This is a genomic window from Rugamonas brunnea (assembly GCF_014042345.1).
Classification (GTDB): domain Bacteria; phylum Pseudomonadota; class Gammaproteobacteria; order Burkholderiales; family Burkholderiaceae_D; genus Rugamonas; species Rugamonas brunnea.
Map to the genome: position 1 here is coordinate 18,575 of NZ_JACEZT010000020.1, position 25,141 is coordinate 43,715.

The window sequence follows — 25,141 nt, forward strand, 5'->3', positions numbered from 1 at the left end:
GCCATGAAATTGCATCCTATCTCGTCCGCCGTCCTGGTGCTGCTGTCGGCCATGGCCGGCGCCGCCATGGCCGATGAAGTCCGCCATTCCTACATCGTGCAGCTGGTCGACAAGCCGGCCGCCACCTACACCGGCCAGATCACGGGCTTGCCCGCCACCATGCCGGCCCCCGGCCAGCGCCTGAACGTGGACGCGGCCGACGTGCAGAACTACCTGAACTACCTGGGCACCAAGCAGGAAAGCGTGCTGAACACCGTCAGCGCAGCCGAGATCACCCACAAGTACAACGTCGTGTTCAACGGCTTCGCCGCCATGCTGACCGACGACGAGGTGCGCGCGCTGAAGAAGAACAGCGGCGTGGCCAACATCACGGCCGACTCCATCCAGCAGCTCGACACCAGCTACACCCCGACCTTCCTGGGCCTGGACAAGGCCGGCGGCCTGTGGGACCAGCTGGGCGGCAAGGGCGCGGCCGGTGAGAACATGATCCTGGGCATCGTCGACGGCGGCATCTGGCCCGAGAACCCCAGCTACGCGGACCGCGTGGACGAGAACGGCAACCCCAGCCACACCGGCGCCACCCGTGTGTACGACGCGCCGCCGGCCAGCTGGAAAGGCGAATGCCAGACCGGCGAAGGCTTCGGCGTGCAGAACTGCAACAACAAGCTGATCGGCGCGCGCTACTTCAAGTCGCCCGACCAGACCCTGCACTGGACGGAATTCCTGTCGGCCCGCGACTCCGTCGCCGGCACCGAAGGCCACGGCGGCCACGGCAGCCACACCTCGAGCACGGCCGGCGGCAACGCCAATGTGAGCGCCAGCGTCGGCGGCGTGCCGATGGGCAAGGTGACGGGCATGGCCCCGCGCGCCCGCATCGCCGCCTACAAGGTCTGCTGGACCGATGGCGTGACGGGCAAGAACGGTTGCGCCACCTCCAACAGCGTGGCCGCGATCGACCAGGCCGTCAAGGATGGCGTGAACGTGATCAACTTCTCGATCGGCCCCAACGCCGGCGGCGGCGCCTTCAACGAGGCGACCGAAGTGGCCTTCCTCGGTGCGGCCGCCGCTGGCGTGTTCGTGTCGGCTGCGGCTGGCAACTCGGGCCCCACCTCCAGCCCGCCGGCACCCGTGTCCCACATCAGCCCGTGGCTGACCACGGTCGGCAACTCGACCCATAACCGTACCTACATCGCCTCGGCCACCCTGGGCAGCGGCGTCAAGGTCGACGGCGCCTCCAGCAACGCCATGACCCCGAGCGCGCCCATGATCCTGTCCAAGGACGCGGGCCTGGCCGGGGTCGATCCGGCCGACGTCAACCTGCTGCGCTGCTTCGGCGCCACCGATGGCGTGGCGCCGCTGCTGGACCCGGCCAAGGTGACGGGCAAGGTGCTGGTGTGCGACCGCGGCGCCAACGTGCTGGTCAACAAGAGCGCCAACGCCAAGACGGCCGGCGCCGTGGGCGTGATCATCGCCAACGTGCCCGGCGGCGCGACCACTGTGCTGAACCAGCCGCACACGCTGTCGACCATCCACATCACGCAGGAGAACGGCGCCATCGTCAAGAACTACGCGGCCGCCAGCGGCGCCGCCGCCACCGCCGCGCTGGGCGACCTGCGCGCGTTCTTCGACCCCAACGTGCCGGCCCCGGTGATGAACGGCTCGTCCTCGCGCGGCCCGAACGTGGCCAACGCCAACATCCTGAAACCGGATCTGACCGCGCCCGGCACCGACATCCTGGCCGCCGTCACGGCGGACCTGACCCAGGCCCAGCGCGACGCTGTCGCCGCCGGCGGCGTGGCGCCCGTGACGGACTGGGCGTTCTACACCGGCACCTCGATGGCCACCCCGCACGTAGCCGGCATCGCAGCCCTGCTCAAGCAGCGCCACCCGGACTGGACGCCGGCCGCCATCAAGTCGGCCCTGATGACGACCGCCTACGACACCAAGCCCGACGGCCTGAACGGCTCGATGGCATGGGACGCCACCGCCAAGACCACCGGTACGCTGCCATGGGGCCAGGGCGCCGGCCACATCGCGCCATCGACGGCGGCCGACCCGGGCCTCGTGTATGACGCCACCGAGATCGACTACGCGCGCTTCCTGTGCGGGCTGAACGCCGGCGTGTACTCGGCCGCCACCTGCCAGGCCGTGGGCACCATCCAGCCGTACAACCTGAACCTGGCCTCGCTGACGGCGGCCAACGTGCTCGGCTCGCTGACCATGACCCGCACCGTCACCAACGTGGGCAACAGCGCGGCCACCTACACGGCCATGGCCAGCCTGCCCGGCTACACGGTCGATGTGCAACCAGCCTCGCTGACGCTGGGCGCGGGCGCCAAGGCCAGCTTCACCGTCAAGCTGACCCGCACCACCGCGCCGATCGACACCTGGACCTATGGTTCGCTGGTGTGGTCGGACGGCACGCACACCGTGCGCAGCCCACTGACGGCGCGCGGCAGCGCGCTGGCCGCAGCCAGCCGCGTGACCAGCGAGGCCGCCACCGGCAGCAAGATCCTGACCGTGGGCACCGGCTTCGCCGGCACCCTGGGCAGCGTCAAGGGCGGCCTGATTCCGGCCACCCTCGATCCCCGCGTGGTGGGCCAGGCCGACGTGTCGGCCAACACGGCTGCCCAGTGCGCGGCGGGCGGCGCGCCTGGCGTCAACGTCCACACCGTTGTGGTCCCGAGCGGCACCCTGGTGGCGCGTTTCTCGCTGTTCGACGCCGACACCACCGGCAATGGCGATTCGGACCTGGACCTGGTGGTGGTCAAGGGCAGCACCGTGGTGGGCAGCAGTGGCGGCAGCAGCGCCAATGAGCAGGTGCAGCTGATCAAGCCGGCGGCCGGCACCTACAACGTATGCGTGGTCGGTTACGCACCCGTGGGCGGCCAGGCCAACTACAGCCTGAACTCGTGGGTGATCACGCCAGCCAGCGTGGGCGGCAACTTCAAGGCCCTGATGCCAAGTTCGGCCACCGTGGGCGGCACCGCCTCCGTGGGCATGAGCTGGTCGGGCCTGGCGCTGGGCAAGCGCCACCTGGGCGCCGTGCAGTACCTGCTGAACGGCACTTACCAGGGCACGACGGTGGTGGAAGTGAACACCAACGACCCGCTGCCGCAGTTCGACAACGCGCGTGACAAGTACGTGAACGCGAAATAAGTAGTAACCAGGCCCGCCGTTCGGCGGGCCGCAAAACGAAGGCCGGGCCCGCGCAAGCGGCCCGGCCTTTGTTTTTTTGCGAGGGAAGCGCAAATTACCGTCGTTCCCGCGCAGGCGGGAACCCATACGCTGCGTATTCAGAGGCGCAGCATGGGTTCCCGCCTGCGCGGGAACGACGATCTGAGGCTTATTCGAGGTGGCCGGGCGTCCCGGTGACGTTACTGCTGCAACGGCGGGCCGTCGATGGTGAGCGGGCGCAGCACGCAGTGGCCGGCCTGGCAGGTGGCGCCGGGGTCGCTGACGTAGGAACAGGTGGACATCATGCGGTCGCGCAGATCCTCGGCGCGGCGCGCGGCCGCGTGCTGGGCCGCCAGTTGCTTGAGGCGGCTGCCGTCGCTGTGGCGATCGGACCAGGCGCGGTAGGCTTCCGGGCCGCCGCAAGCCTTGCTGCCGATGGCGATTGTGTGGCACTGGCGCTCGCTGTCGCAGCCGTTGTCGGCCAGTTCGGCCTGGAGCTGGCGCATCAGCGCGGCGCTGTCGACCGGTGCGGTAGATACTGGCGGCGCCGCGGCGCCTGCTGCCGCAGGTGCGGCTGCTGTAGCGGTGGCGGTGGACGTGGACGTGGCCGAGGAAGAGGCCAGCGGCGCACTGCCGCAGGCGGCGGCGCCCAGCGTCAGCACGACGGCGCAGGCCAGGCGGGAGAGCAGGATGTGGGGGGAGGGGCGCATGCCCCATCATCGCCCAGCGCGCGCGCCGGCGCAAGCACAGCGCGCGGCGCGCCGGTTACGCGCGTCTTGCAAGCTTCTTACAAGCGTTTTACAAGCCTTTGCTGCACAGCCGGAAGTCGGGGTCGTCGTCATACGGCTGGATCTGGAAGCCCAGGCTGGCCATCAGCTTGAGCATGCCGCTGTTCTTGCTCAGCACCAGGCCATTGATCTCGGTCAGCCCCTTGTCGCGCGCCACGTCCATGATGGCGTGCATCAGCCGCGTGCCCAGGCCCTGGCCGCTGAAGCGGTCGTCCACCACCAGCGAGAATTCGCAGCTGCTGCGGTCCGGGTTGGCGATGTAGCGCGACACGCCGATGATGCGGTCGTGGACGATGAATTCGCCGTCCTCGCCCGGCGTGCGCACCGATTGCACGGCCACCAGCGCCATTTCGCGGTCGTAGTCGATCAGCGTGTAGCGCGCCAGCATCGGCACCGACAGTTCGCGCAGCGACGAGGCGAAGCGGTAGTAGCGCGATTTCTCGGACAGGCCGCGCGTGAATTCCTGCAGCATCGAGGCGTCGTCCGGCTGCACCGGGCGCAGCGTGTACTGGCCGCCGCCGCGCATCGGCCATTCCTGCGTGTAGTTGACCGGGTAGGGCAGGATGGCCAAGTGGTCGTAGCGGTGCACGGACGGCGGCGCGGCGTCGATCACGATGCGCGCGTCCACCGCCAGCGCGCCGTGTTCGTCCACGATCAGCGGGTTGATGTCCATCTGGCGCAGCTGCGGCAGTTCACACACCATTTCCGACACCCGCAGCAGCATGTGTTCGATCGCCTCGCGGTCGGCGGCCGGCGCGCCGCGCCGCTCGTCGAGCGTGTGGGCCGAGCGCACCCGCCCGATCAGGCGCTGGGCCAGGAACTGGTTCAGCGGCGGCAGTTCGATGGCGCGGTCGTTGATCAGCTCTATCATGGTGCCGCCCGCGCCGAAGCTGATGGCGGGCCCGAACAGCGGGTCGGTGACGACGCCGATGTACATTTCGCGGCCATTGCGCTTGCCGGCCATCTTCTGGATCGTCACGCCGTTGATGCGCGCTTCCGGGGCGAGGCGCTGCACGGTGGCCATCATGTCGGCGAAGGTGTCGCGCACGGCCGCCGCGTTGACCACATTCAGGGCCACGCCCTGCACGTCGGACTTGTGGCTGATGTCGGGCGAATCGATCTTGAGCGCCACCGGGTAGCCCTGCTGGCTGGCGATCAGCATGGCCTCGTTGGCGTTGCGCGCCAAAATGGTCTGGGTGATGGGGATGTGGAAGGCGGCCAGCAGCGCCTTCGATTCCATTTCCGTCAACACCTTGCGGCGTTCGGCCAGCACGCTTTCGATCAGCAGGCGGGCGCCGTCCAGGTCCGGCTCGGCCAGTTGCGACAGCGGCGGCGGGGTCTGGTGCAGCAGCTGCTGGTTCTGATAGAACGAGGCGATGTTGGAGAAGCCATCCACCGCCGCCTCCGGCGTGCGAAAAGTGGCCACACCGGCCTGGTTGATGATCTCGCGCGCCTGGCCCACCATCTCGTCGCCCATCCAGCAGGTCAGCAGCGGCTTGCCGACGGCGGCCTTCAGTTCGCCCACGGCCTGCGCCACGGCGTTGTGGTCGCCCGCCAGCTTGGGCGAATAGATGGCCAGGATGCCGTCCACCTGGCTGTCCTGGCCGCAGGCCATGATGGCGGCGCGGTAGTGTTCCGGCCCCGCTTCCTCCGACAGGTCCAGCAGTTGGCTCAGCGTGGCGTGCGGCGGCAGCAGTGGCATCAGGGCTTGCGCGTGCGGCGGCGACAGCGGCGTCAGTTGCAGGCCCAGTTCCGCCACCCAGTCGGCCGCCAGCACGCCGGGACCGCCACCGTTGGTGACGATGGCCAGCCGCGGCCCGACCGGCCGGTAGCGCGAGGCCAGGCACTTGGCGGCCGCGAACAGCTGCACGAACGATTTCACGCGCACCGCGCCCGTGCGGCGCAGGGCCGCGTCGAACACGTCGTCGCTGGCCAGGATGTTGCCCGAGTGGGTCAGCGCCGCCTGCGAGGCGCCGGCCGCGTTGCCGGCCTTGAGCACCACCACCGGCTTTGTGTTGGCCGTGCCGCGCAGGGCCGACAGGAAGCGGCGCGCGTTGGTCACCCCTTCCATGTAGATGACGATGCTCTCCGTGGCCTGGTCGGTGGCCAGGAAGTCCAGCGTCTGCGCCAGGTCGACCGAGGTGTTGGGGCCCAGCGAGACGACGGTGGAAAAGCCCACCGCGTTCTTGTCGGCCCAGTCCAGGATGGCCGAGGTGAGCGCGCCCGATTGCGACACCAGGGCCAGGCTGCCCGGTTGCGCCAGCTTGCCGGCCACGCCCGCGTTCAGGTGCAGGCGCGGGCGCTGGTAGCCAAGGCAGTTCGGCCCCAGCAGGTGCAGGTCGTGCTTGCGGGCGATCGCGTGCAGTTCCTTGGCCAGTTGCGGTTCCACGCCCGACGAGATCACCAGCGCCGCTTTGCACTGGATGCGGCCCGCCACTTCCAGCGCGAACGCCAGTTCTTCATTGGGCAGGGCGATCAGGGCCAGTTCGGCGCGCGAGTGGGCCAGGTCGGCCAGGGTGCCGCTCATGTTCACGTCGAGGTAGGTGACGGGGCCGGTGAAGCCGCCCTCGCGGATCTGGGCGCAGATGCTGCGCCCGTAGCTGGTCTGGGTCTCAGGCTGGTCCACCTTGCCGGCGAACACGACAATGGCCTGGGGGGAAAACAAAGGGCTTAAATAATGGGTATCCATGTTGTTCTTGTTCGGGATGCGTTGGATGGGAATAGGTCATCGGGTGCACGAATCAGTCGTCCAGGCCGAGCAGCACTTTCACGTGGGCCGCCGCGCTGCGCGCCAGCGACGACAAGTCATAGCCGCCCTCCAGGCAGGACACGACGCGCCCCTGGGCGTGGCGCCGGGCCACGCCCATGATCTGGCGCGTCATCCAGGCGTAGTCGGCTTCGACCAGGCCCAGGTTGCCCATGTCGTCGTCGCGGTGGCCGTCGAAACCGGCCGACACGACGATCAACTGGGGTTGGAAGCGCTCCAGCGCCGGCAGCCAGAATTCGGCCACGCTGGTGCGCAGCAGTTCGCCGCCGGAGCGGGCCGGCAGCGGCACGTTGACCATGTTGGGGCCGCGCGGCGTGTTGCCGCTGTACGGGTAGAGCTTGTCCTCGAAGATCGAGCACATCAGCACCCGCTCGTCGTGGTGCAGGATGTCTTCGCTGCCGTTGCCGTGGTGCACGTCGAAATCGATCAGGGCCACCCGTTGCAGGCCGTGCACATTGAGCGCGTGGCGGATCGCCACGGCAGCGTTGTTGAAGAAGCAGAAGCCGCCGGCGGCCGCGTACTCGGCGTGGTGGCCGGGCGGGCGGATGTTGCAGAACGCGTTAGGCGCCTCGCCGCGCAGCACCAGGTCGACGGCCAGCACGGCCGCGCCGGCCGCCCGCAGCGCGGCCTGGTAGCTGTGCGGATTCATGCTGGTGTCGGGATCGACCTGCACCGAGCCTTCCTGCGGCACCATGCTGGCCAGCGTGCGGATGTAGAGCGTGGAGTGGGCCTGGGCCAGTTGCTGCTCGGTGGCGCGCGGCGCGTCATAGGTCTGCATGCAATCGAGCAGGCCCTTGATCAGCAGCATGTCCTGGATGGCGCCCAGCCGCGCCGGGGCTTCCGGGTGCTGGTCGCCCATGTCGTGTTTGAGGCAGTCGGGGTGCGAGATATAGGCTGGCAGCATCGTGGGAAACAGGGCTACGTTGCGGGCGCACGAAGGCGCCGGGCCGCCGTGATCGATTAACTCATTGTATAAAATTCAGTGTACTGAGGTGTATCAAATGTTTCGTTGATCTAAATCAAACGCGCTGACTTGGCGGGTGCTCATCAGCGCACCGGCCAACCGGGCTGGCAGGGCGAGGTCCGTCGTGCCCGGGCACGCCATGCCGTTCCTGCGACCGGGCGCGGCCGTATAATCGGACCGTATAGTCGGGCCGGTGCCCGGATGGAGACGATGGATGACGCTAGCGCAATTTGCCGCCGATGTGGCGTGGAAGTCGCTGCCGCTGCTCGGTTTGATCATGCTGGCCGGGCTGGCCGAACGCAGGTGGCCGGCAGAGGCGCAGCGCTGGCGCGGCCGGGCCGTCAACCTCGGCTGCATGGCCGTGTATGTGCTGGGCTTCGCGCTGTTGCAGCAAGGCACGGCCGCGTTGACGGTGCTGGCCGTCAACGGCGCCGGCGGCGGCTGGCTGGCGTTGCCGGCCGACGGCTGGCATCTGCTGCCGTCGTTCCTCGTCTACACGCTGGTGCTCGACTTGGGCGAATACGCTTTCCACCGGGCGCAACACCGTATCCCCGCGCTGTGGGCCATGCACTCGCTGCACCACAGCGACACGGCCATGAACGCCACCACCACCGACCGCCACTTCTGGCTGGAGCCGGGCATCAAGATGGTGACCCTTTACCTGGCCGTGGGCTTGCTGTTCAAACCCGACCCCGTGATCGTCGGCATGTACGCCGTGCTGGGACTGTACAACGTGGTGCCGCATATGAATGTGCGCTGGGGGCTGGGGCGGGCCGCGTTCCTGATCAACACGCCGCAGTTCCACCGGCTGCACCATTCGATGCTGCCGCAGCACTACGATTGCAATTTCGCCGGCCTGTTCCCCGTGTTCGATCTGCTGTTCGGCACCTACCGCCAGCCGGCGGCCGGTGAATATCCGCCCACCGGCATCGCCGGCGGCGATGTGCCGGCCGGCGTGCTGGAAGTGCTGGCCTGGCCGCTGCGCGGCCGCCTGCGAAAAAATGGCGGATAGTGGCAGAAGGGGCTGACCTCGGGGCAGCCCCGGGTTTTGCGTGCGCCGCCTCGGCGCCAGCGGACGAAAAAAAAGCTCGCCGAAGCGAGCTTTTTTCACACGGGGGAACCGCTTAGAACTGGTTCATCGTGTTGTCTTTACCAGCGGCCTTCAGGGCTGCTTCGCCGCTGAAGTACTCTTTGTGGTCGTCGCCGATGTCCGAACCGGACATGTTCTGGTGCTTGACGCAAGCGATACCCTGACGGATTTCCTTACGCTGCACGCCAGCCACGTAGCCCAGCATGCCTTGGTCACCGAAGTATTCCTTGGCCAGGTTGTCGGTCGACAGGGCGGCCGTGTGGTAGGTCGGCAGCGTGATCAGGTGGTGGAAGATGCCGGCTTCACGCGAAGCGTCAGCCTGGAAGGTGCGGATCTTCTCGTCGGCGGCGCGGGCCAGTTCCGTCTCGTCGTACTCGACGCTCATCAGCTTGGCGCGGTCGTAGGCGGACACGTCCTTACCGGCGGCCTTCATTGCATCGAACACTTGCTGACGGAAGTTCAGGGTCCAGTTGAACGATGGGCTGTTGTTGTACACCAGCTTGGCGTTCGGGATGACCTTGCGGATTTCGCTGACCATGCCGCCGATCTGGGCGATATGTGGTTTTTCCGTTTCGATCCACAGCAGGTCGGCGCCGTTCTGCAGCGAGGTGATGCAGTCGAGCACGCAACGCTCTTCGCCGGTGCCGGAGCGGAACTGGAACAGGTTGCTTGGCAGACGCTTAGGACGCAGCAGCTTGCCTTCGCGCTTGATCACCACGTCGCCGTTGCCCAGGGCGTCGGCCGACACTTCTTCGCAATCCAGGAAGGAGTTGTACTTGTCGCCCAGGTCGCCTGGCTTTTGGGTCACGGCGATCTGCTTGGTCAGGCCGGCGCCCAGCGAGTCGGTACGGGCGACGATGATACCGTCGTCCACGCCCAGTTCCAGGAAGGCGTAACGCACGGCGCGGATCTTGGCCAGGAAGTCTTCGTGTGGCACGGTGACTTTACCATCCTGGTGGCCGCACTGCTTCTCGTCCGACACCTGGTTCTCGATCTGGATGCAGCAAGCACCGGCTTCGATGAACTGCTTGGCCAGCAGGTAGGTCGCTTCAGCGTTACCGAAACCGGCGTCGATGTCGGCGATGATAGGCACGACGTGGGTCACGTGGTTGTCGATCTGCGACTGGATGGCGGCCTTGTCGGCGGCGTTGGTGGCGGCGTCCAGCTGGCGGAACAGGCCGCCCAGTTCACGCGCGTCAGCCTGGCGCAGGAAGGTGTACAGTTCACGGATCAGGTCCGAAACGGCGGTTTTTTCGTGCATCGACTGGTCAGGCAGCGGGCCGAACTCGGAACGCAGGGCGGCAACCATCCAGCCCGACAGGTACAGGTAGCGGCGGTCGGTGCTGTTGAAGTGCTTCTTGATCGAAATCATCTTCTGTTGACCGATGAAACCGTGCCAGCAGCCCAGCGACTGGGTGTACTGCGATGGGTCGGCGTCGTAGCGGGCCATGTCAGCGCGCATGATCTTGGCGGTGTACTTGGCGATGTCGAGACCGGTCTTGAAGCGGTTCTGGGCGCGCATACGAGCGGCGGACTCAGGATTGATCGCGTTCCATGCGGCGCCTTGCTGGTCTTTCAGGCTGGCGATGGCTTGGATGTCGTCTTGGTACTTGGACATGTGAATCTCCTAATGAATGAAGCAAAAATGAGAAAACCGTATTCCTGTCGCGTCGCGCTTGCCGCTCGTGTTCACGACATGATGCTGCTACCGAAGCGAAACTGCATGGAAGAATAATAGAACGTTTTCGGTGGAAGGCACAAGTCTTATATAAGACATATAACCTAAATAATGTCGTTTTATTTCAACGGTTTAGTCGTTATTTTTCAGAATGTGGGATGTATTTTCAAAAAATGGAATGTTTGTGCCCGTTTTTTACGCATCGACATTTCGCAATATGAAACGCGTTTTCACGAAGAGCTTGTAAGTGCCAGCAATTTCACAGTGGTATACGACCCAAGGAGATCGCCATGGACGCCCCCCGACCAGCTGACAGGTCGCCATCGGAAGCGGACCGCACCTTCGCCGGTTCCATCCCCCAACTCTATGAGCGCTACATGGTGCCGATGATCTTCGCGCCGTACGCGGAGGACATGTGCCGCCGGGTCGTGGCGCGCGCGCCGCGCGACGTGCTGGAGATCGCCTGCGGCACGGGCGCGGTAACGCGCCGGCTGGCCGCCGCGCTGCCGGCCGGCACCGCCATCACGGCCACCGACCTCAACCAGCCGATGCTGGACCACGCCATGGCCCAGGGCACCAGCCGGCCCGTCACGTGGCGGCAGGCGGACGCGCAGCAGTTGCCGTTCCCGGACGGGGCCTTCGATCTGGTCGTGTGCCAGTTCGGCGCCATGTTCTTTCCCGACAAGCGCCTGGCCTATGCGGAGGCCAGGCGCGTGCTGCGGCCTGGCGGCGCGTTGCTATTCAGCGTGTGGGACCGGATCGAGGAGAACGACTTCGCCAACGTCATCAACCAGGCCCTGATCCGGGCCTATCCGGCCGATCCGCCATCCTTCATGGCGCGCACCCCGCATGGTTATTGCGACCAGGCTTTGATCGCGCAGCAATTGCTGGCCGCCGGCTACGCCAGCCCGCCCGCGTTCGAGACGGTGGCGACGCGCAGCCGGGCGCCGTCGGCGGGGACGGTCGCCACCGCCTATTGCCAGGGCACGCCGTGGCACGGCGAAATCGAGGCGCGCCGCACGCCCACCGTGGCCGAAGCGACCAGCATGGCCGAGGCGGCGCTGGTGGCGCGTTTCGGCAGCGGTGAAGTGGAGGGGGAAATCCAGGCGCTGGTGGTCGCCATTGAACGTTGAGGCGCTCAGCGCGCGCGCCAGGCCGTGATGCTGCAGCCGTGGCGCTGGCTGAACCAGCGCGAGAACGCGCTTTGCGATGAGAAGCCCAGCAGCAGCGCCACTTCGCTGGCGCGGCGCCGGTCGTGCAGCAGGTAGCGGGTGGCCAGTTCGTCGCGCACGGCGTCCACCAGCACGGTGAAGGTCTCGCCATGCTGGGCCAGGTGGCGGTGGATGGTGCGCCGGTCCACGCCGAGGCTGTCGGCCACGGCTTCGGCGCTGCAGCGGCCCGTGGGGAGCATGGCCAGCACCAGTTGCCAAACCTTGTCGCGCGTGTCGTGATCGGGGTCGCCGACGATGGAATCGAGGTAGGCGCTAACGTACTTGGCCATCAGCGGGTCGGCTGCCTGGGTGGCGCGGTCCAGGTCGCGCGCCTGGCAGATGAAACCGTCGAAGTCGGCGCGGAAGCGCAGCGGGGCGCCGAAGAAGCGCCGGTGCGGCGCCATGTCGCGCGGCGGCTGGTGCGAGAAGCACACGGCGCGCGGCGCCCAGCCTTCACCGAAGAACAGCTTCATCATCCCGTGCAGCACGCCGATGGTCAGTTCGGCCGCCTGTCGGTAGACCATGCCCGAGGTGCCCAGCATGGCTTCGGACACATAGACCAGCCCATCCTCCTCCTCCACCCGCAGCCGCAGCGCCTCGTTGTGCAGGCGCTGAAACTTGGCGGCCGCCTCCAGCTTGCGTCGCAGCGTGGGTTCCTCGCGCATGGCCAGCGCCAGCGGGCCCAGGTTGGACAGCTCGCGCGTGGCGGCCAGGCGCAGGCCGAAGTCCTCCACGCCTGATTCGGCGGCGCTGGCCTCCAGCATGCGCGCCAGCGCTTCGGCCGGGATCTTCAGGTCGGGGTCGAGCAGGGCGGCGCGGTTGATGCCCGCTTCCGTGAGCAGGCGATAGGGGTCCAGTCCCAGCGAACGGGCCAGGGGCACGTAGCTGGTCAGGGCGGCGCTGCGGACGGCGTACTGGGACGATTTCATGATGTCCCAAAATGTAACATCAATGTCCCATTATGTGAATACCGGCCCGGCCCCGGCTTTCTAGAATGGCTCCATTACATCAAAAAAATGGAGACAAACGATGGACAACCACACCCCGCTGTGCGACCACCTGCGCGCTACCGGCGAATGGAATCCGAACTGGACCCCGTTCGCTGAACTCGACCCGGTCTGGACCGAGAAATTCATGGCCATGGGCCTGCGCCCCCTGATCGCCGGCGTGCTCGATCCGAAGACGGTGGAGTTCATCGCCATCGCGGTCGACGCCTCGTGCACCCACATGTACGCACCGGGCGTGCGGCGCCACATCCGCAAGGCGCTGGAACTGGGCGCCACCAAGGAGGAAATCACGGCCGTGCTGCAACTGACGTCCGTGCTGGGCATCCACACCATGAGTATGGGCGCCCCCATTTTGCAGGAAGAACTGGCCGCGCGCAGCAAGTGAGGCGGCCATGGGACAACTGCATAACCTGCAAAACCGTGTTGCGCTGGTGACCGGCGCGGGCCGTGGCCTGGGGCGCGCCATCGCGCTGGCCCTGGCCGACGCCGGCGCCCGCGTGGCCATCTGCGACATCGACATCGACAACCTGGACACCACGCGCGCCGCCATCGAAGCGGCCGGCGGGGAGTGCCTTGCGCTGCACTGCGACGTGTCGTCCAGCGCCGCCGTGGACGCCATGTTCGCGCAACTGGCGGCGCGCTTCGGCACGTTGCATATCCTGGTCAACAACGCGGCCCGCGTGCCCGAAGGCGAACAGGATGCCGTGCGCCGCAACCTGCACTACGGCTATATCACCACCCCGGTGCCACGCCAGTCGCTGGCCATCACCAGCGCCATGAGCGATGCCGAGTGGATGCGCTTCTGGGATGTGAACGTGCATGGCCTGTTCTACTGCACCCGCGCCGCGCTGCGCCTGATGGAACCCCAGCGCGACGGCAAGATCATCAACATCGCCTCCATCGCCGGCATCTCCGCCATGAGCGCGCACAGCCCGCACTACAGCGCCACCAAGGGCGCCGTGGTGGCCTTCACCAAGAGCGTGGCGGCCGAGGTGGCGGGGGCCAACATCTACGTCAACGCCGTCGCCCCCGGCGGCGTGCAGACCCCGCAGTTCGAGCAGTACCTCGCCGCGGCCGGCGAGGAAAAACGCAACCAGCTATGGCAGGTGGTGCCGGCTGGACGTCTCGGCACGATGGAGGAATACGCCTCCCTCGTCACTTACCTGGCCGGCCAGCATTACCTGGTTGGACAAATCATCAGCCCCAATGGCGGCGCAGTCATCTAATAACGAAAGGACTTACCATGCAATTCTTCGACGATTCCCTCCTGCCGGAAAACCAGGAAAAGCTCGTGATCCAGGTGGCGCCGTTCGGCCCGCAGTTCATCCCCAGCGATTCGGACGATATCGCCGTCACCATGGACCAGCAGGTGCAGAAGGCGGTCGATTGCTGGAACGCCGGCGCCACCGTGCTGCACGTGCATGTGCGCGAGGACGACGGCAAGGGTTCCAAGCGCCTGTCCAAGTTCAATGAGATGCTGGGCCGCCTGCGCGAAGCCGTGCCCGACATGGTGCTGCAGGTGGGCGGTTCGATCTCGTTCGCGCCCGAAGGCGAGGGCGCCGACGCCAAGTGGCTGAGCCACGACACGCGCCACATGCTGGCCGAGCTGACCCCGAAGCCGGACCAGGTGACGATCGCCATCAACAACGCGCAGATGAACGTGTTCGAGCTGCTGACGGCCGAAGACGGCGCCGGCACCATGCTGGCCGATCCGCGCGTGAAGGCGGCCTACCAGGACATGTGCACCGAGGCCACGCCCACCTTCTACATCGAGCACCTGAAGCGCCTGCAGGAAGCGCGCATCCAGCCGCACTTCATGCTGGGCGGCGTGTCGCAGCTGGAGACGGTCAAGCGCCTGATCCGGCGCGGTAACTACAATGGTCCGCTGGTGCTGAACTATGTGGCCATCGGCGGCGGCGCGGCCGGTCCCGACCCGTTCCACATGATGGAGTTCATCCGCCAGGTGCCAGACGGCGCCGTGCTGACCATCGAAGGCATCATGCGCAACGTGGCGCCGATGAACATGATGGCCATCGCCATGGGCCTGCATGTGCGCGTCGGCATCGAGGACAACCTGTGGCGCCGTCCCGGCGAGCGCATGACCTCCGTCGAGCAGGTGGAGCAGATGGTGCGCATGGCGCGCGAAGTGGGCCGCGATGTGGCGACCGGCAAGGAAGCGCGCAGCATCTACCAGATCGGCACCCAGTACAATGATGTCGAGACCACGCTCTCCAAGCTGGGCATGGCGCCCAACCGCAAACCCGGCCAGCGCGGCTTCCCGATGAACCAGGTGGGGTAATCATCATGCAATGGCGGCACTTCTCCCGGATCGCCCTGTGCGTCCTGCTGTTCGCCCACATCCTCGCGCATGTGGACCGCAATATGCTGCTCGGCTTCTCGCCGCAGATCATCCGCGACATCGGGCTCTCCAACGCGCAGTACGGGTTCCTGGTGGGTGCCGTCTGGGTCCTGAGCTTCGGCCTGATGGCCATGTTCATGGGCACGCTGGCGGACCGCTACTCGCGCCCGCGCGTGGTGGCGGTCGGCATGCTGGTCTGGAGCGTCTGCACCTGGGCCTCCGGCAACGTGCAGGACTTCACGCAGATGGCGATGGCGCGCTTCTTCGTCGCCAGCGGCGAGGCGGCGCTGGTGCCGGCCGCCGTCAGCCTGCTGGCCGACCTGTTCCCGGCGCGCCGGCGCGGCACCGTGATCGGCGTGTTCTTCACCGGCATCCCGCTGGGCATCGGCTTCAGCTTCCTGCTGGCCGGCACCTACGGCGAGACGCATGGCTGGCGCGACACCTTCCACGCGCTGGGCGTGATCGGCGCGCTGCTGGCGCTGCCGCTGGCATTCCTGTCAGAGGAGCGCGGCCAGCCCGGGCATGAGCGCGGCGCCCCGTTCGGCGAGCAGCTGCGGGCGATGGCCCGCACCGTGCGCGGCACGCCCGGCCTGCTGCAGGTGATCGCCGGCTTCGTGCTGCTGCACATGGTGTTCGCCGGTTTCGCGTTCACCCAGGTGTGGCTGGTCGATGAGCGGGGACTCGATGCGGCGGCCATGGCCAAGCGCATCGGCATGCTGCAACTGGTGTTCGGCACCTTCGGCGCCGTGTTCGGCGGCGGGCTGGGCGACCGCTTCGCGCACGCCATCAGGGGCGGGCATGCCGGTTTCGTGGCCGGGCTGGTGGTGTTGTGCGCGCCGTTCATGCTGGCCTACCGCTTCGCCGCGCCCGGTTCCGTCCTGTTCTACCTCGGCATGTGCGCCGGCGCCTTCCTGCCGATGGCCGCCTACGGTCCCGCCAACACGCTGATCCAGGGCATGGTGCCGGCCACCATGCGCTCCACCGTGGCCGGTTTCACCATGATGGCGATTAATGTGGTGGCCATCTCGCTGGGCAGCCTCGCGGTGGGGGCCGGGCGCGACCTGCTGGCCGGCGCCGGCGTGGCCTCGCCGTTCACGGTGATGATGCTGGCCACCGACGTGCTGGCCATCGCGTCGGTGGTGCTGTTCGCCGGCGCGGCGCGGCGTGGCACGGTGGTATCCATGCCGGCCGCCATCCGCACGCATTGATGCTGCGCGCTTAGCGCTTAGAACTCCTCCCATTCGTCGGCGCCGGACGCTGGTGGCGTCGCTTTTTGGGGTGTCACTCTGGCGGGCATCGCCGGCGCCGCCCGCAAGGTGCGGGTGGGCGGCGCGGTCCGGGCCACGCGGGGGGGCGGGGCGCTCGCGGCAGCGGGCCTGGCGGCCTGGATCGCCGCAGACGGCAAGCCGTCCAGCTTGAACACGCTGATGGTCTGCTCCAGGCTCAGGGCCTGATCCTGCATCGCCTGCGCGGCCGCCGCCGCCTGTTCCACCAGGGCCGCGTTCTGCTGCGTCACGTTGTCCATTTCGATGATGGCCTGGTTGATCTGTTCCAGGCCGGCCGTCTGTTCCCCGGTGGCGGCGCTGATTTCGCTCATGATGTCGGTCACGCGCTGGATGCTGCTCACCACTTCGCCCATCGTGCTGCCCGCTTCATCCACCAGTTCGCTGCCGGCGTTGACCTTGCTGACCGAGTCGTCGATCAAGGCCTTGATTTCCTTGGCGGCCGAGGCGGAGCGCTGCGCCAGGTTGCGTACCTCGCTGGCGACGACGGCGAAACCGCGTCCCTGTTCGCCGGCGCGGGCTGCTTCCACGGCCGCGTTCAGCGCCAGGATATTGGTCTGGAAGGCGATGCCGTCGATCACGCCGATGATGTCCACCACCTTTTTCGACGAGTCGTTGATGGAGCCCATGGTCTCCACCACGCGCGACACCACGGCGCCGCCCTGGACGGCCACGTTGGCGGCGGCGCTGGCCAGCTGGTTGGCCTGGCGCGCGTTGTCGGCGTTCTGCTTGACGGTGGCCGTCATCTTCTCCATGGCGGCGGCCGTTTCGGCCAGCGAGCTGGCCTGCTGCTCGGTGCGGGCCGACAAGTCCAGGTTGCCCGAGGCGATCTCGGTCGACGCCGTGGCGATGGTCTCGGTGCTGCCGCGCACCGCGCCGACAATCCTGGTCAGGCTGTCGCGCATATGTTTCATCGCCAGCATCAGGCTGGCGCGGTCGTCGACCTCGGTATCGACCTGCACCGAGAGGTCGCCGGCCGCAATCCGGGTCGCCACGGCGGCGGCGTGATCCGGTTCGCCGCCGAGCTGGCGCATCACGCTGCGCGTCAGCCAGACGCACAGGCCGGCGGCCGCCAGCAGCACCACGCCACCGAGGACCAGGCTGAGGGTGAAGCGCAGCTGGGTCGACGCGTTCATTTCCTGCACGATCGCGCGCACCGCCGCCTTCTTCACTTTGATGAACTCCAGCAGCTTGCCGCGCATGTCGCGCCATAGCGGCGTTTCCTCACGATTCAGGACTTCGATCGCGCCGGCCTGGTCGCTCTCGGCCAGTGCGATCGCTTTGGCCTGCACCGCCGCCTGTTTGATGCGCAGGGCGTCCACTTCCTGCAACATTTTCCGCACCTCCGGCATGGTGTCGCTCAGTTTGGAGGCGATCTGCGCCTGCTCCCCGAACGCCTTGCTGGAATTGTTGAAATTGTCGTAGGCGGCCTTGTTCTTCGGGTTCAGGACGATATTGCGCAGGGCCTGGCCCATCTGCAAGCCCTGCGCGTACATATCGCTGGCCGCCGTCAGCAATGCCTGGTCTTCGTCGATCACGCGCTCGAACTGGTTGCGGGCGCTCTTCATGCCGGCCAGCGAAATGGCCAGCGCGAGCACAAACAACACACACATGAACGACATGCTCAAGATCAGTTTGGTTCTCAGTTTCATCTTCCCCTCATGGTCTACGGCCGCCTGGGTGCCGGGCGCCGATACGGGATCGGGCCCGGGTCCGGCGGCAATTTTAGTTGCCACAGTTTAATTGATTTGCGATCAATAATGGTGCATTTACCGTTGAAGGGATGGTCGAATGGCCGCTATGTCGCGCTCATGGCAACACTGCGCCGGCGTTCAGGCGCAACTGGAGGCCATGGGTATGGGCGATGAACGCGGGCCGGCTGTCCTGCAAGCCCATCGCCTTCATCCGTTCGGCCATCGGATGGCGGCTGTCGCCGATGTGCAGGCGCAGCGAGCCGGGCAGGCATAACCGTCCCCTGGCGCGGATGTTGATCAGCGTGCGTAGCATGCCGCGCTGCTGCGTGGAGTACAGGATCAGGTTGATCAGCGGCGCGCCCACGCCCATCCCGGCCGTTCCCGCCAGCGAGAACACGGGCGCGCCGCCGGCCGGATCGTGCACCGTCCCGCTGAAGGCCGCGCCGCGCAGCGCGAAGTCGATCGGGGTGATGAACTTGGGGTAGCCCCAGATGTCGCGTCCGGCCGCGCAGGCCGCTGCCGTGGTGACGGGCAGGTCGATGACGTGGAAGCCGAGCCGGTTCTTGTCGAGGTGCTTGAACAGCGACAGCAGCGGCCAGGCCGGCGGCTGCGTCCCCTTGGGCACGCAGCCGATGGCCGTGCCCACTTCGTTGTAGGGGCCGATCGAGGTATGGCGGTACTCGTAGAACGCCACGGCGGCCAGCGCCTTGGTGCCGAAGCGCACCACCTCGTATTGCTCGCCCAGCAGCGCCTGGGCCCGGCCGCAATCGATCCAGTAGAAGGCCATCAGTTGCGAGGCGTCGTAGTACAGGATGGGCATCGCCACCTCGCCGGCCGAGGTGGCGAGGACGTTGCGTGGATATTGGAAGAAGGGATCTGCGTCAAATGGTGTCATGCTTAAACTCCAATGGGGCTGGTGTGGTCGAGAAGCTGTCCTTGCCAGTCTTCGATCATGGCCAGCCGGTTGATCTGGTTGGTGCCTTCGAAGATGCGCGTCAGTCGCACGTCGCGGAAGATCTGTTCGATGCGCTGTTCATGCAGGCCGCCATGGTCGGCCAGCAGGTCCATCGCCATCTCGCACACGGCCTGCGCGCGGTCGGTGGCGTGGAATTTGCACAGCGAGGCGTGCAGCTGGCGCGGCTGCCTGGCGTGGCGCGCCTCCTGCCATACCAGGTTGCGGATGGCCCGGGTCTCGGCCAGCATGGTGGCGATGTGCAGTTGCACGTCCTGGTAATCGAGCAGCACCTTGCCGCCCAGCCGGTAGCGGCGCGCGAACTCGATCGCCACTTCGGTGGCGGCGCGGGCGAAACCGACCCCCATGGCGGCCACCGGGATGCGCGAGGAATTGAGCGTGCCGCGGTTGAGCACCCAGCCGTTGCGCAGGCCGCCGACCACGTTGGCGGCCGGCACGAAGGCGTCGATGAATTCGACCTCGGCGGCGCCGGAGGCCCGCATGCCCATCTTGATCTCGGTGCGCGGGATGGTGACGCCGGGCGTGGTGCAATCGACGTAGAAGCAGGTCCACGATTCCATGCCTTCGCCCTTGAGCGCGGCGAACACGGTCATGCTGCGCGCCAGGTCGCCGCCGCTGATGAAGCACTTGCGGCCGTTGAGCAGGTAGCCGCCGTCCACCGGCGTGGCCACCACGCCGGGCCGGTAGCGCTGCGCGCCATGGCCTTCCTCGACGTCGGAACCGGCCTGCGGTTCCGTGATGGCGAAGGCGACCAGGTGCGGATCGCCGCGTTCGTTGCTGCGGTAGACCGGCAGCAGGAAGTCGCGGATGGTCCCGAGCCGGCCCGACAGCAGCAGCGGCATGCAGCCCAGGTGGTGGGCCGACAGCAGCAGCATCTGTCCGCCGCAGACGCGGGTGAATTCTTCCACCACCAGGCTGCAGGCCCAGATCGGCGGGTGCAGGGCGGCGCCCCAGGGCAGGCTGCCCAGCGGCGCGGGCAGGAAGTAGCTGAGCCAGCCGGCCCGGCCCGCCGCGGCCAGCATCTGACGCACGGCGGGTGGACAATCGCCGGGCGCCAGGTGGGGCTGCTGGTCGAGCGTGGCCGACAGCGGCGCCAGGCGGGTTTCCGCGAACGCGCGGGCGCGCCGGCGCAGCGCGCGCAAGCCGCGCGGCAGGCGCGCGCAGTCGGCTTCCCACAGGTCGTCCAGCGGACTGTCGGCGAAGGCGCGGCTGGTCGCCGGCAGGTGGCGGAACTTCAATTGCGGCGACAGCGCGTGGTCGAACGGCAGGTGGCCGGCCAGGTGCGGGGCGCGCGTCATGGCTGGCCTCCGCACAGGCCGGCCAACAGCAGCGGGATTTCGCGGGTGCCGCCCGCCAGCAGCTTGAGCATGTTCTGGTCGCGCACGATTTTTTCCGCGCCTACGTCGCGCATGTAGCCGACGCCGCCATGCACTTGCACGCCCTGGTTGGCGCCATGGGACAGCGCGAGGTGGGTGCTGGCGCGCTGGGCGGCCACTTCGTTGAGCGCGATGTCGTCGAGCGGACGGGCGAAGCGGGCCAATGCGCCGCACGCCTGGTGCCACGCCATTTCCATCTCACCCAGCATGATCTGGACGGCCGCATGCTCGCCGATCACCTTGCCGCCCTGCTTGCGGATGGCGGCGTAGCCGGCCGCCAGGTCCCAGGCGTGGCGCAGTGCGCCGGCGCCGATGGCCATCAGGCCCAGCATGTCCAGCTTCAGCACGCGTTCGTAGGCCAGCCGCGCGTCGCCGTGCTCGGGCAGCAGGGTGGGGGCGGCGTCCGACGCCAGGCACACGTGGAACGCCGCCAGTTCGTCCAGCCCGTGCTGGGCGCGGCACGGTTCCACGTGCAGTTGCTGGCGCGCCGCGCATTGCCAGCGGATCGTGTCGCCGTGCCAGACCGGCCAGACCAGCTGCTGCCATGATGCCGTCGTGATGACGGTGGTGGCGTGCTGGCGGCGGTCCAGCCAGTCGGACAGCAGGGCGCCATCGGCGCGCGGGCCTTGCGGGCGCAGGAAGCGGGCCAGTTCGGCGCGCGCCAGACCGAGGTGGCCGGTGGTGACCATGGCCGTGTCCAGCACGCTCTCGCCGGACGGCAGCGCGCCAGGCAGCGTGGCGGTTGCGCGCGCCAGGGCGCCGCGATGCCAGGCGAAGGCGACGCCGGCGTTGGCCCTGGCCACGAGCTGCAGCAGGCCCAGGTTGAATTGCATGGCGTTGGCGTGGTCGCGGTGCTCCCACAGCGCGTAGCCGGGGGCCGCGCCCGGGGCGGGCAGCAAGCCCAGTTCGGTGGCCTCGGCGCTCAGGGCGGTGAGCGTGTCGTTCGCGATCGGCGTTTCCGGCCGGTCGACAGCGGCCGCAATGCGCTCATTGGCGAAGGTTTCGACTTCGGACAGCAACGCTGTCACATCATCGGCGTCTAGCATGGTGTCTCCTTTTCGTTGTCGTGCGTCCTTGTGGCAGCCGGGAGGCGGCGCCGTGGACGACTCTGTTTGGAGACTAGACTCTAGCAAGCGGTGCGATGGAAGCTGTATAGTGGTTGCGGTCAAAAAATTTACATTTTCGGACATGTCAAAAATGGGTGGTTGGGACTTTGCGCGCAGCATCTCGGGGATACGGCTGCTGGCCGAACTGGGCGCCAGCCACGGACTGGCGGTCAAGCAGGTGCTGGCGGGCACCGGCATCCGCCAGCGCGACCTGGACGACGCCGGTTGCGTGGTGAGCGCCGAGCAGGAATTGCGGCTGATCCGCAACCTGCTGGCCCACTTGCGCCACGTGCCGGCGCTGGGCGTGGAGGCTGGCCTGCGTTACCACTATTCGACCTTCGGTTCGCTGGGCTTCGCCATGGTGACCAGCCGCCATGCGCGCCAGGCGCTGGACGTGGCGCTGCGCTATTTCAACCTGACCCACGCGTTCACCCGTTTTGTGGCCGCCGACAGCGAACAGGAAGTCGGCGTGACGATCGATGCCGATCACGTTCCCGAGGACGTGCGGCGCTTCATCATCGAACGCGATGTCGCGGCGCTGGTGGCCATCCAGCGCGAGTTGATCGCGGTGCCCGAAGCGCTGCACCGCGTGGAGTTTGAATTCCCCATGCCCGCCGACACAGCCCCTTACGTGCGGGCGTTCGGCCGGATGCCCGCGTTCGGCGCCGGCCGTACCGTGGTGGTGTTCGCACGCGCCCCGATGCTGCTGCCGCTGCCGCAGGCGAACGAGGTGGTGTTGAAATACAGCGAAGAACAGTGCGTCCGCATCCTTGAACGCCACCGCGCGCGCGTGGGGCTGGCGGCCAGGGTCAGGGAGCGCCTGGCGCGCAACATCGAACTGGGCATGGAGGAGGTGGCGGCCGCGCTGTGCATGACGTCGCGCACCCTGCGGCGCCAGCTGACGCAGGAAGGCACGGCGTTCACCATGATCCGCGACGAGGCCCGGATCGCCCTGGCCGAGGAATACCTGGTGGTGCTGAAACTGTCGGTGGACGAGACGGGCTACCGCCTGGGCTACCTGTCGTGTTCGGCGTTCATCACGGCGTTTCGCCGGCTGACCGGTGAAACGCCGCTGGCGTTCAGGAAACGTCTGGAGGGCGAGGCGGGCGCAGTGGGTGGTATGGCACGCGGGCGGTAGCGTGCCACCGCCCGGCGCCGCGCCCGCCGTGGGGCGGGCGCGTCAGGAGGGAGTTTAGTTGCCGCAACCCTGGCTGCGGATGCGGTCATACGCGGCGCGCGCCTGCACCAGGCCAAAGCCAAAGTAGGGATCGCGGCCCGGCGCGCCCAGGTCCAGCGCCGACTTGTCGAGCGAGCTGCGGATCTGGCTGGCGCTGCACTGTGGGAAGTAGCTCCACACCAGCGCCGCGACGGCCGATACGTGTGGCGTGGCCATCGAGGTCCCGTTGTACAGGGCGTAGTTGGTGGCCGTGACCGTCAGGTTGGCTTGCTGGCCCAGTTGGGTGAGCAGGCTGGCCCCTTCCGTGTCGGACACGCCGACCGACGGGATGGTCGTGACGGTGGTGCCCAGCGTGCCGTTCAGGCCGCCCGCCACGTTGTTGTACACGATGGCGCCGACGCCGCCGCTGGCTTGGCAGTTGCTGACCTTGGTGGCGAACGAGACCGAACCGCGCCGGATCAGGCAGATCTTGCCGGCCATGGCACCATCGGTGGCCGTGCCCAGGCCGAAGTCGGCCAGCGCGGCGTGGGCGCTGGCGGCTGGCGAACCGTCCATTTCCCGTGGCGCATAGGTGGTGGCGCCCACCGTCAGGGCGGCGGCGCGGCCGGTGCCCATCGGCACGGTCGACAGCACATCCACGCCCGGCGCCGACAGCTCGACTTTCGGCGTGAACTGGGAGAACGAGGCGATCTGCTGGTTCTGGTCCAGCGCGCCGATCGACATCACGCTGCTGTAGCCGGCCGGGTAGGACTGGGTATTGTTGCCGTCGTTGCCGGCGGCCGCGATAGCCAGCACGCCGCGCTTGGCCAGGCCGTCGAACGCCCGTTCCTCGGCGATGCTGGGGTCGCCGCCGCCCAGCGACATGCTGATCACGTTGGCGCCGGCCGCACCGCACTTGTTGGCGGCCGCGATCAGGGTCGAGGTATAGGCCCAGCCGTCGGCGCCGAACACCTTGACGATGTGCAGGTTCAGCTGGCGGCCCGGATTGACGCCGACCACGCCCACGCCGGCGTTGTTGATGGCGGCGATGGTGCCGGCCACGTGGGTGCCGTGGTGGTTCTCGTCGGTGTACCAGTTGCCGGTGCCGGGGTTGGTGTCGCCGGTGACGTGGTTGCCGTGCAGGTCCTCATGCGCGAGGTCGATGCCGGAGTCGATGATGCACAGCATGCGGTTGCTGGCGTAGGTGTCGGGCAACTGGTCGGCCTGCACCATGGCGATGCCGTACGGCACTTGCTGGCCCAGCTGGTAGGGTGCGCCCGTCGACGGCGTGCTGGCGGCGAACGGGATGCGTTTCTGGTCTGTTTCCACGAACTCGATCTGGGGATTGTGGCGCAACCCGTCCAGCGCCTTGGCCGGCACCTGGGCGGCCGACGCGCTGATCTCGGGCAGGTCCTGCACGATACTGCCTTGCGCGGCGGCCAGTGCCGCTTTGCCGTTGGCAACGTTGCCTGCCTTGAAGCCGACGATGACACGCACCGTGCCATCGGTGGCGGCGCTGGCGGCGGCACAGTGCGCGCCGGCGGCAGCGGCCAGTACGGTCATGATGAATGCGCTACGGGTATTGCAGAGATGTTTTTTGAACATGATGAGCCCTGGATATCGTGAATGGAAGGGATGGCCTTGCACGCCAGAAACAAGACGGCCGCCGGTCGCGGCGATCGAAGTCCGATGCTATGAGCGTTCCCGTTCACGGTCAATCGGCGATGTCTAAATAACATGCGAAATTGATGGAAAAACCACAAAATTAATTTTAAGCAACGTCATTTTGCGGCCAGGTGTTGCGCCAAGCGCAGGTGACTGGCGGATGAATAGCTTTTCGATGTGGCTGTGCTAAAGTGATCTGGCTTGTCGGAAAGAAAACATGAGTCGTGCATGCTGGAGGTAGTGTTCATCGTTGAGATCACCATCGAAAGGGGAGAAAAATCATGGCCAAATACGGTTGGTTGCCGGAAGGCGTAAATCGCACCCGGCGCATCATCGGCAGGGTGATTAACCAAAAACAATTACCGGCTTTTGTCTACCGGTTCGACGCGCGCTCGCCCGCGACGATCCGGGCCACCGGCTTCCAGCCATGGAATGGCGCCGGCGGCATTTCGATGATGGAGCACGTGAACAACGCCTACGCCACCGGCCACGCGCAGGCCGGGAATCAGACCAAGTACGACAGCCAGTTCGTTTCCACCGGCGCCTACGGCATCCTCAAGCACATCGACCCCACGTTCGCGCAGCAGGTGCTGCAAACCAACCTGTACAAGATCGACACGGCGGTGGCTTTGCTGACCGGCATGTTCTACGACGCCAACGATGTGTTCGACCGGGCCGGCATCAACCGGCCGTACGCCACGCAGCGCGAGTGGATCAAGGAGGGCGGCATCGACCAGGCCGCCGTCGTCGCCACCATGACGGGCGCCACCTATGCGGGACAACTGGCCATGCCGGGAGGCAACGCGCCGGACGAGGGCGCGCTGCAGGGGTGGGCGGCGTTCTGACA

General features: G+C 67.2%; 19 protein-coding genes. 9 read left to right on the forward strand and 10 right to left on the reverse strand.

Features of this window, described 5'->3' with window-relative positions:
- Positions 1-3 precede the first annotated feature (3 nt).
- Positions 4-3,159, forward strand: a complete 3,156-nt coding sequence (locus H3H37_RS26165; RefSeq protein WP_182166754.1) for a S8 family peptidase — start codon at positions 4-6, stop codon at positions 3,157-3,159.
- A gap of 218 nt (positions 3,160-3,377) precedes the next feature.
- On the opposite strand, the gene H3H37_RS22560 is transcribed toward H3H37_RS26165, so the two are convergent.
- From H3H37_RS22560 to H3H37_RS22570, 3 genes are all read right to left on the reverse strand, one after another.
- Positions 3,378-3,887, reverse strand: coding sequence for a hypothetical protein (locus H3H37_RS22560; protein ID WP_182166756.1), 510 nt, complete (start codon positions 3,885-3,887; stop codon positions 3,378-3,380).
- Between the two features lie 88 nt (positions 3,888-3,975).
- On the reverse strand, positions 3,976-6,654 hold the full coding sequence (locus H3H37_RS22565) for a bifunctional acetate--CoA ligase family protein/GNAT family N-acetyltransferase (protein ID WP_182166758.1): 2,679 nt from the start codon (positions 6,652-6,654) through the stop codon (positions 3,976-3,978).
- A gap of 52 nt (positions 6,655-6,706) precedes the next feature.
- Positions 6,707-7,636, reverse strand: coding sequence for a histone deacetylase family protein (locus H3H37_RS22570; protein WP_182166760.1), 930 nt, complete (start codon positions 7,634-7,636; stop codon positions 6,707-6,709).
- A 274-nt stretch (positions 7,637-7,910) separates the two neighbouring features.
- Between H3H37_RS22570 and H3H37_RS22575 the strand changes: the two genes are divergently transcribed.
- Positions 7,911-8,708 (forward strand): sterol desaturase family protein, encoded by a 798-nt coding sequence (locus tag H3H37_RS22575; protein WP_182166762.1) that lies wholly within the window; start codon positions 7,911-7,913, stop codon positions 8,706-8,708.
- A gap of 112 nt (positions 8,709-8,820) precedes the next feature.
- On the opposite strand, the gene H3H37_RS22580 is transcribed toward H3H37_RS22575, so the two are convergent.
- Positions 8,821-10,404, reverse strand: a complete 1,584-nt coding sequence (locus H3H37_RS22580; RefSeq protein ID WP_182166764.1) for an isocitrate lyase — start codon at positions 10,402-10,404, stop codon at positions 8,821-8,823.
- Between the two features lie 350 nt (positions 10,405-10,754).
- Here H3H37_RS22580 and H3H37_RS22585 point away from each other — a divergent pair, with 350 nt between their 5' ends.
- Entirely contained in the window at positions 10,755-11,597 is an 843-nt protein-coding gene (locus tag H3H37_RS22585; RefSeq protein ID WP_182166766.1) for a class I SAM-dependent methyltransferase, read from the forward strand.
- A gap of 5 nt (positions 11,598-11,602) precedes the next feature.
- On the opposite strand, the gene H3H37_RS22590 is transcribed toward H3H37_RS22585, so the two are convergent.
- Positions 11,603-12,604, reverse strand: coding sequence for an AraC family transcriptional regulator (locus H3H37_RS22590; RefSeq protein WP_182166768.1), 1,002 nt, complete (start codon positions 12,602-12,604; stop codon positions 11,603-11,605).
- A 100-nt stretch (positions 12,605-12,704) separates the two neighbouring features.
- Here H3H37_RS22590 and H3H37_RS22595 point away from each other — a divergent pair, with 100 nt between their 5' ends.
- From H3H37_RS22595 to H3H37_RS22610, 4 genes are read left to right on the forward strand one after another with little or no spacing between them, the layout of a single operon-like run.
- Positions 12,705-13,067 (forward strand): carboxymuconolactone decarboxylase family protein, encoded by a 363-nt coding sequence (locus tag H3H37_RS22595; RefSeq protein ID WP_182166770.1) that lies wholly within the window; start codon positions 12,705-12,707, stop codon positions 13,065-13,067.
- A gap of 7 nt (positions 13,068-13,074) precedes the next feature.
- On the forward strand, positions 13,075-13,908 hold the full coding sequence (locus H3H37_RS22600) for an SDR family NAD(P)-dependent oxidoreductase (RefSeq protein ID WP_182166772.1): 834 nt from the start codon (positions 13,075-13,077) through the stop codon (positions 13,906-13,908).
- Between the two features lie 17 nt (positions 13,909-13,925).
- Positions 13,926-14,981 carry a beta-keto acid cleavage family enzyme gene (locus tag H3H37_RS22605; protein WP_182166774.1) on the forward strand — a complete coding sequence of 352 codons (1,056 nt, stop codon included), beginning with the start codon at positions 13,926-13,928 and terminating at the stop codon, positions 14,979-14,981.
- Positions 14,982-14,986: 5 nt separating this feature from the next.
- Positions 14,987-16,249, forward strand: coding sequence for an MFS transporter (locus H3H37_RS22610; protein WP_182166776.1), 1,263 nt, complete (start codon positions 14,987-14,989; stop codon positions 16,247-16,249).
- A gap of 17 nt (positions 16,250-16,266) precedes the next feature.
- Here H3H37_RS22610 and H3H37_RS22615 read toward each other — a convergent pair whose 3' ends face one another.
- From H3H37_RS22615 to H3H37_RS22630, 4 genes are all read right to left on the reverse strand, one after another.
- Complete coding sequence (locus H3H37_RS22615) at positions 16,267-17,976, reverse strand: methyl-accepting chemotaxis protein (RefSeq protein ID WP_182166778.1); 1,710 nt, start codon at positions 17,974-17,976, stop codon at positions 16,267-16,269.
- A 157-nt stretch (positions 17,977-18,133) separates the two neighbouring features.
- The gene (locus tag H3H37_RS22620; protein WP_182166780.1) at positions 18,134-18,913 is read right to left on the reverse strand and encodes an acetoacetate decarboxylase family protein; all 780 of its coding nucleotides are present in this window, start codon (positions 18,911-18,913) and stop codon (positions 18,134-18,136) included.
- A 2-nt stretch (positions 18,914-18,915) separates the two neighbouring features.
- Positions 18,916-20,289 (reverse strand): acyl-CoA dehydrogenase family protein, encoded by a 1,374-nt coding sequence (locus H3H37_RS22625; protein ID WP_182166782.1) that lies wholly within the window; start codon positions 20,287-20,289, stop codon positions 18,916-18,918.
- Complete coding sequence (locus H3H37_RS22630; protein WP_182166784.1) at positions 20,286-21,413, reverse strand: acyl-CoA dehydrogenase family protein; 1,128 nt, start codon at positions 21,411-21,413, stop codon at positions 20,286-20,288. Before H3H37_RS22630 ends, H3H37_RS22625 begins: the two co-directional genes overlap by 4 nt.
- Positions 21,414-21,564: 151 nt before the next feature.
- Here H3H37_RS22630 and H3H37_RS22635 point away from each other — a divergent pair, with 151 nt between their 5' ends.
- The gene (locus H3H37_RS22635) at positions 21,565-22,611 is read left to right on the forward strand and encodes an AraC family transcriptional regulator (protein ID WP_182166786.1); all 1,047 of its coding nucleotides are present in this window, start codon (positions 21,565-21,567) and stop codon (positions 22,609-22,611) included.
- Between the two features lie 54 nt (positions 22,612-22,665).
- Here the strand turns inward: H3H37_RS22635 and H3H37_RS22640 are convergent, their stop codons facing one another.
- Positions 22,666-24,192, reverse strand: coding sequence for a S8 family serine peptidase (locus tag H3H37_RS22640; RefSeq protein ID WP_182166787.1), 1,527 nt, complete (start codon positions 24,190-24,192; stop codon positions 22,666-22,668).
- A gap of 383 nt (positions 24,193-24,575) precedes the next feature.
- Here H3H37_RS22640 and H3H37_RS22645 point away from each other — a divergent pair, with 383 nt between their 5' ends.
- A complete protein-coding gene (locus H3H37_RS22645) occupies positions 24,576-25,139 on the forward strand; it encodes a hypothetical protein (RefSeq protein ID WP_182166788.1) in 564 nt (187 codons plus the stop codon).
- Positions 25,140-25,141: the final 2 nt, after the last annotated feature.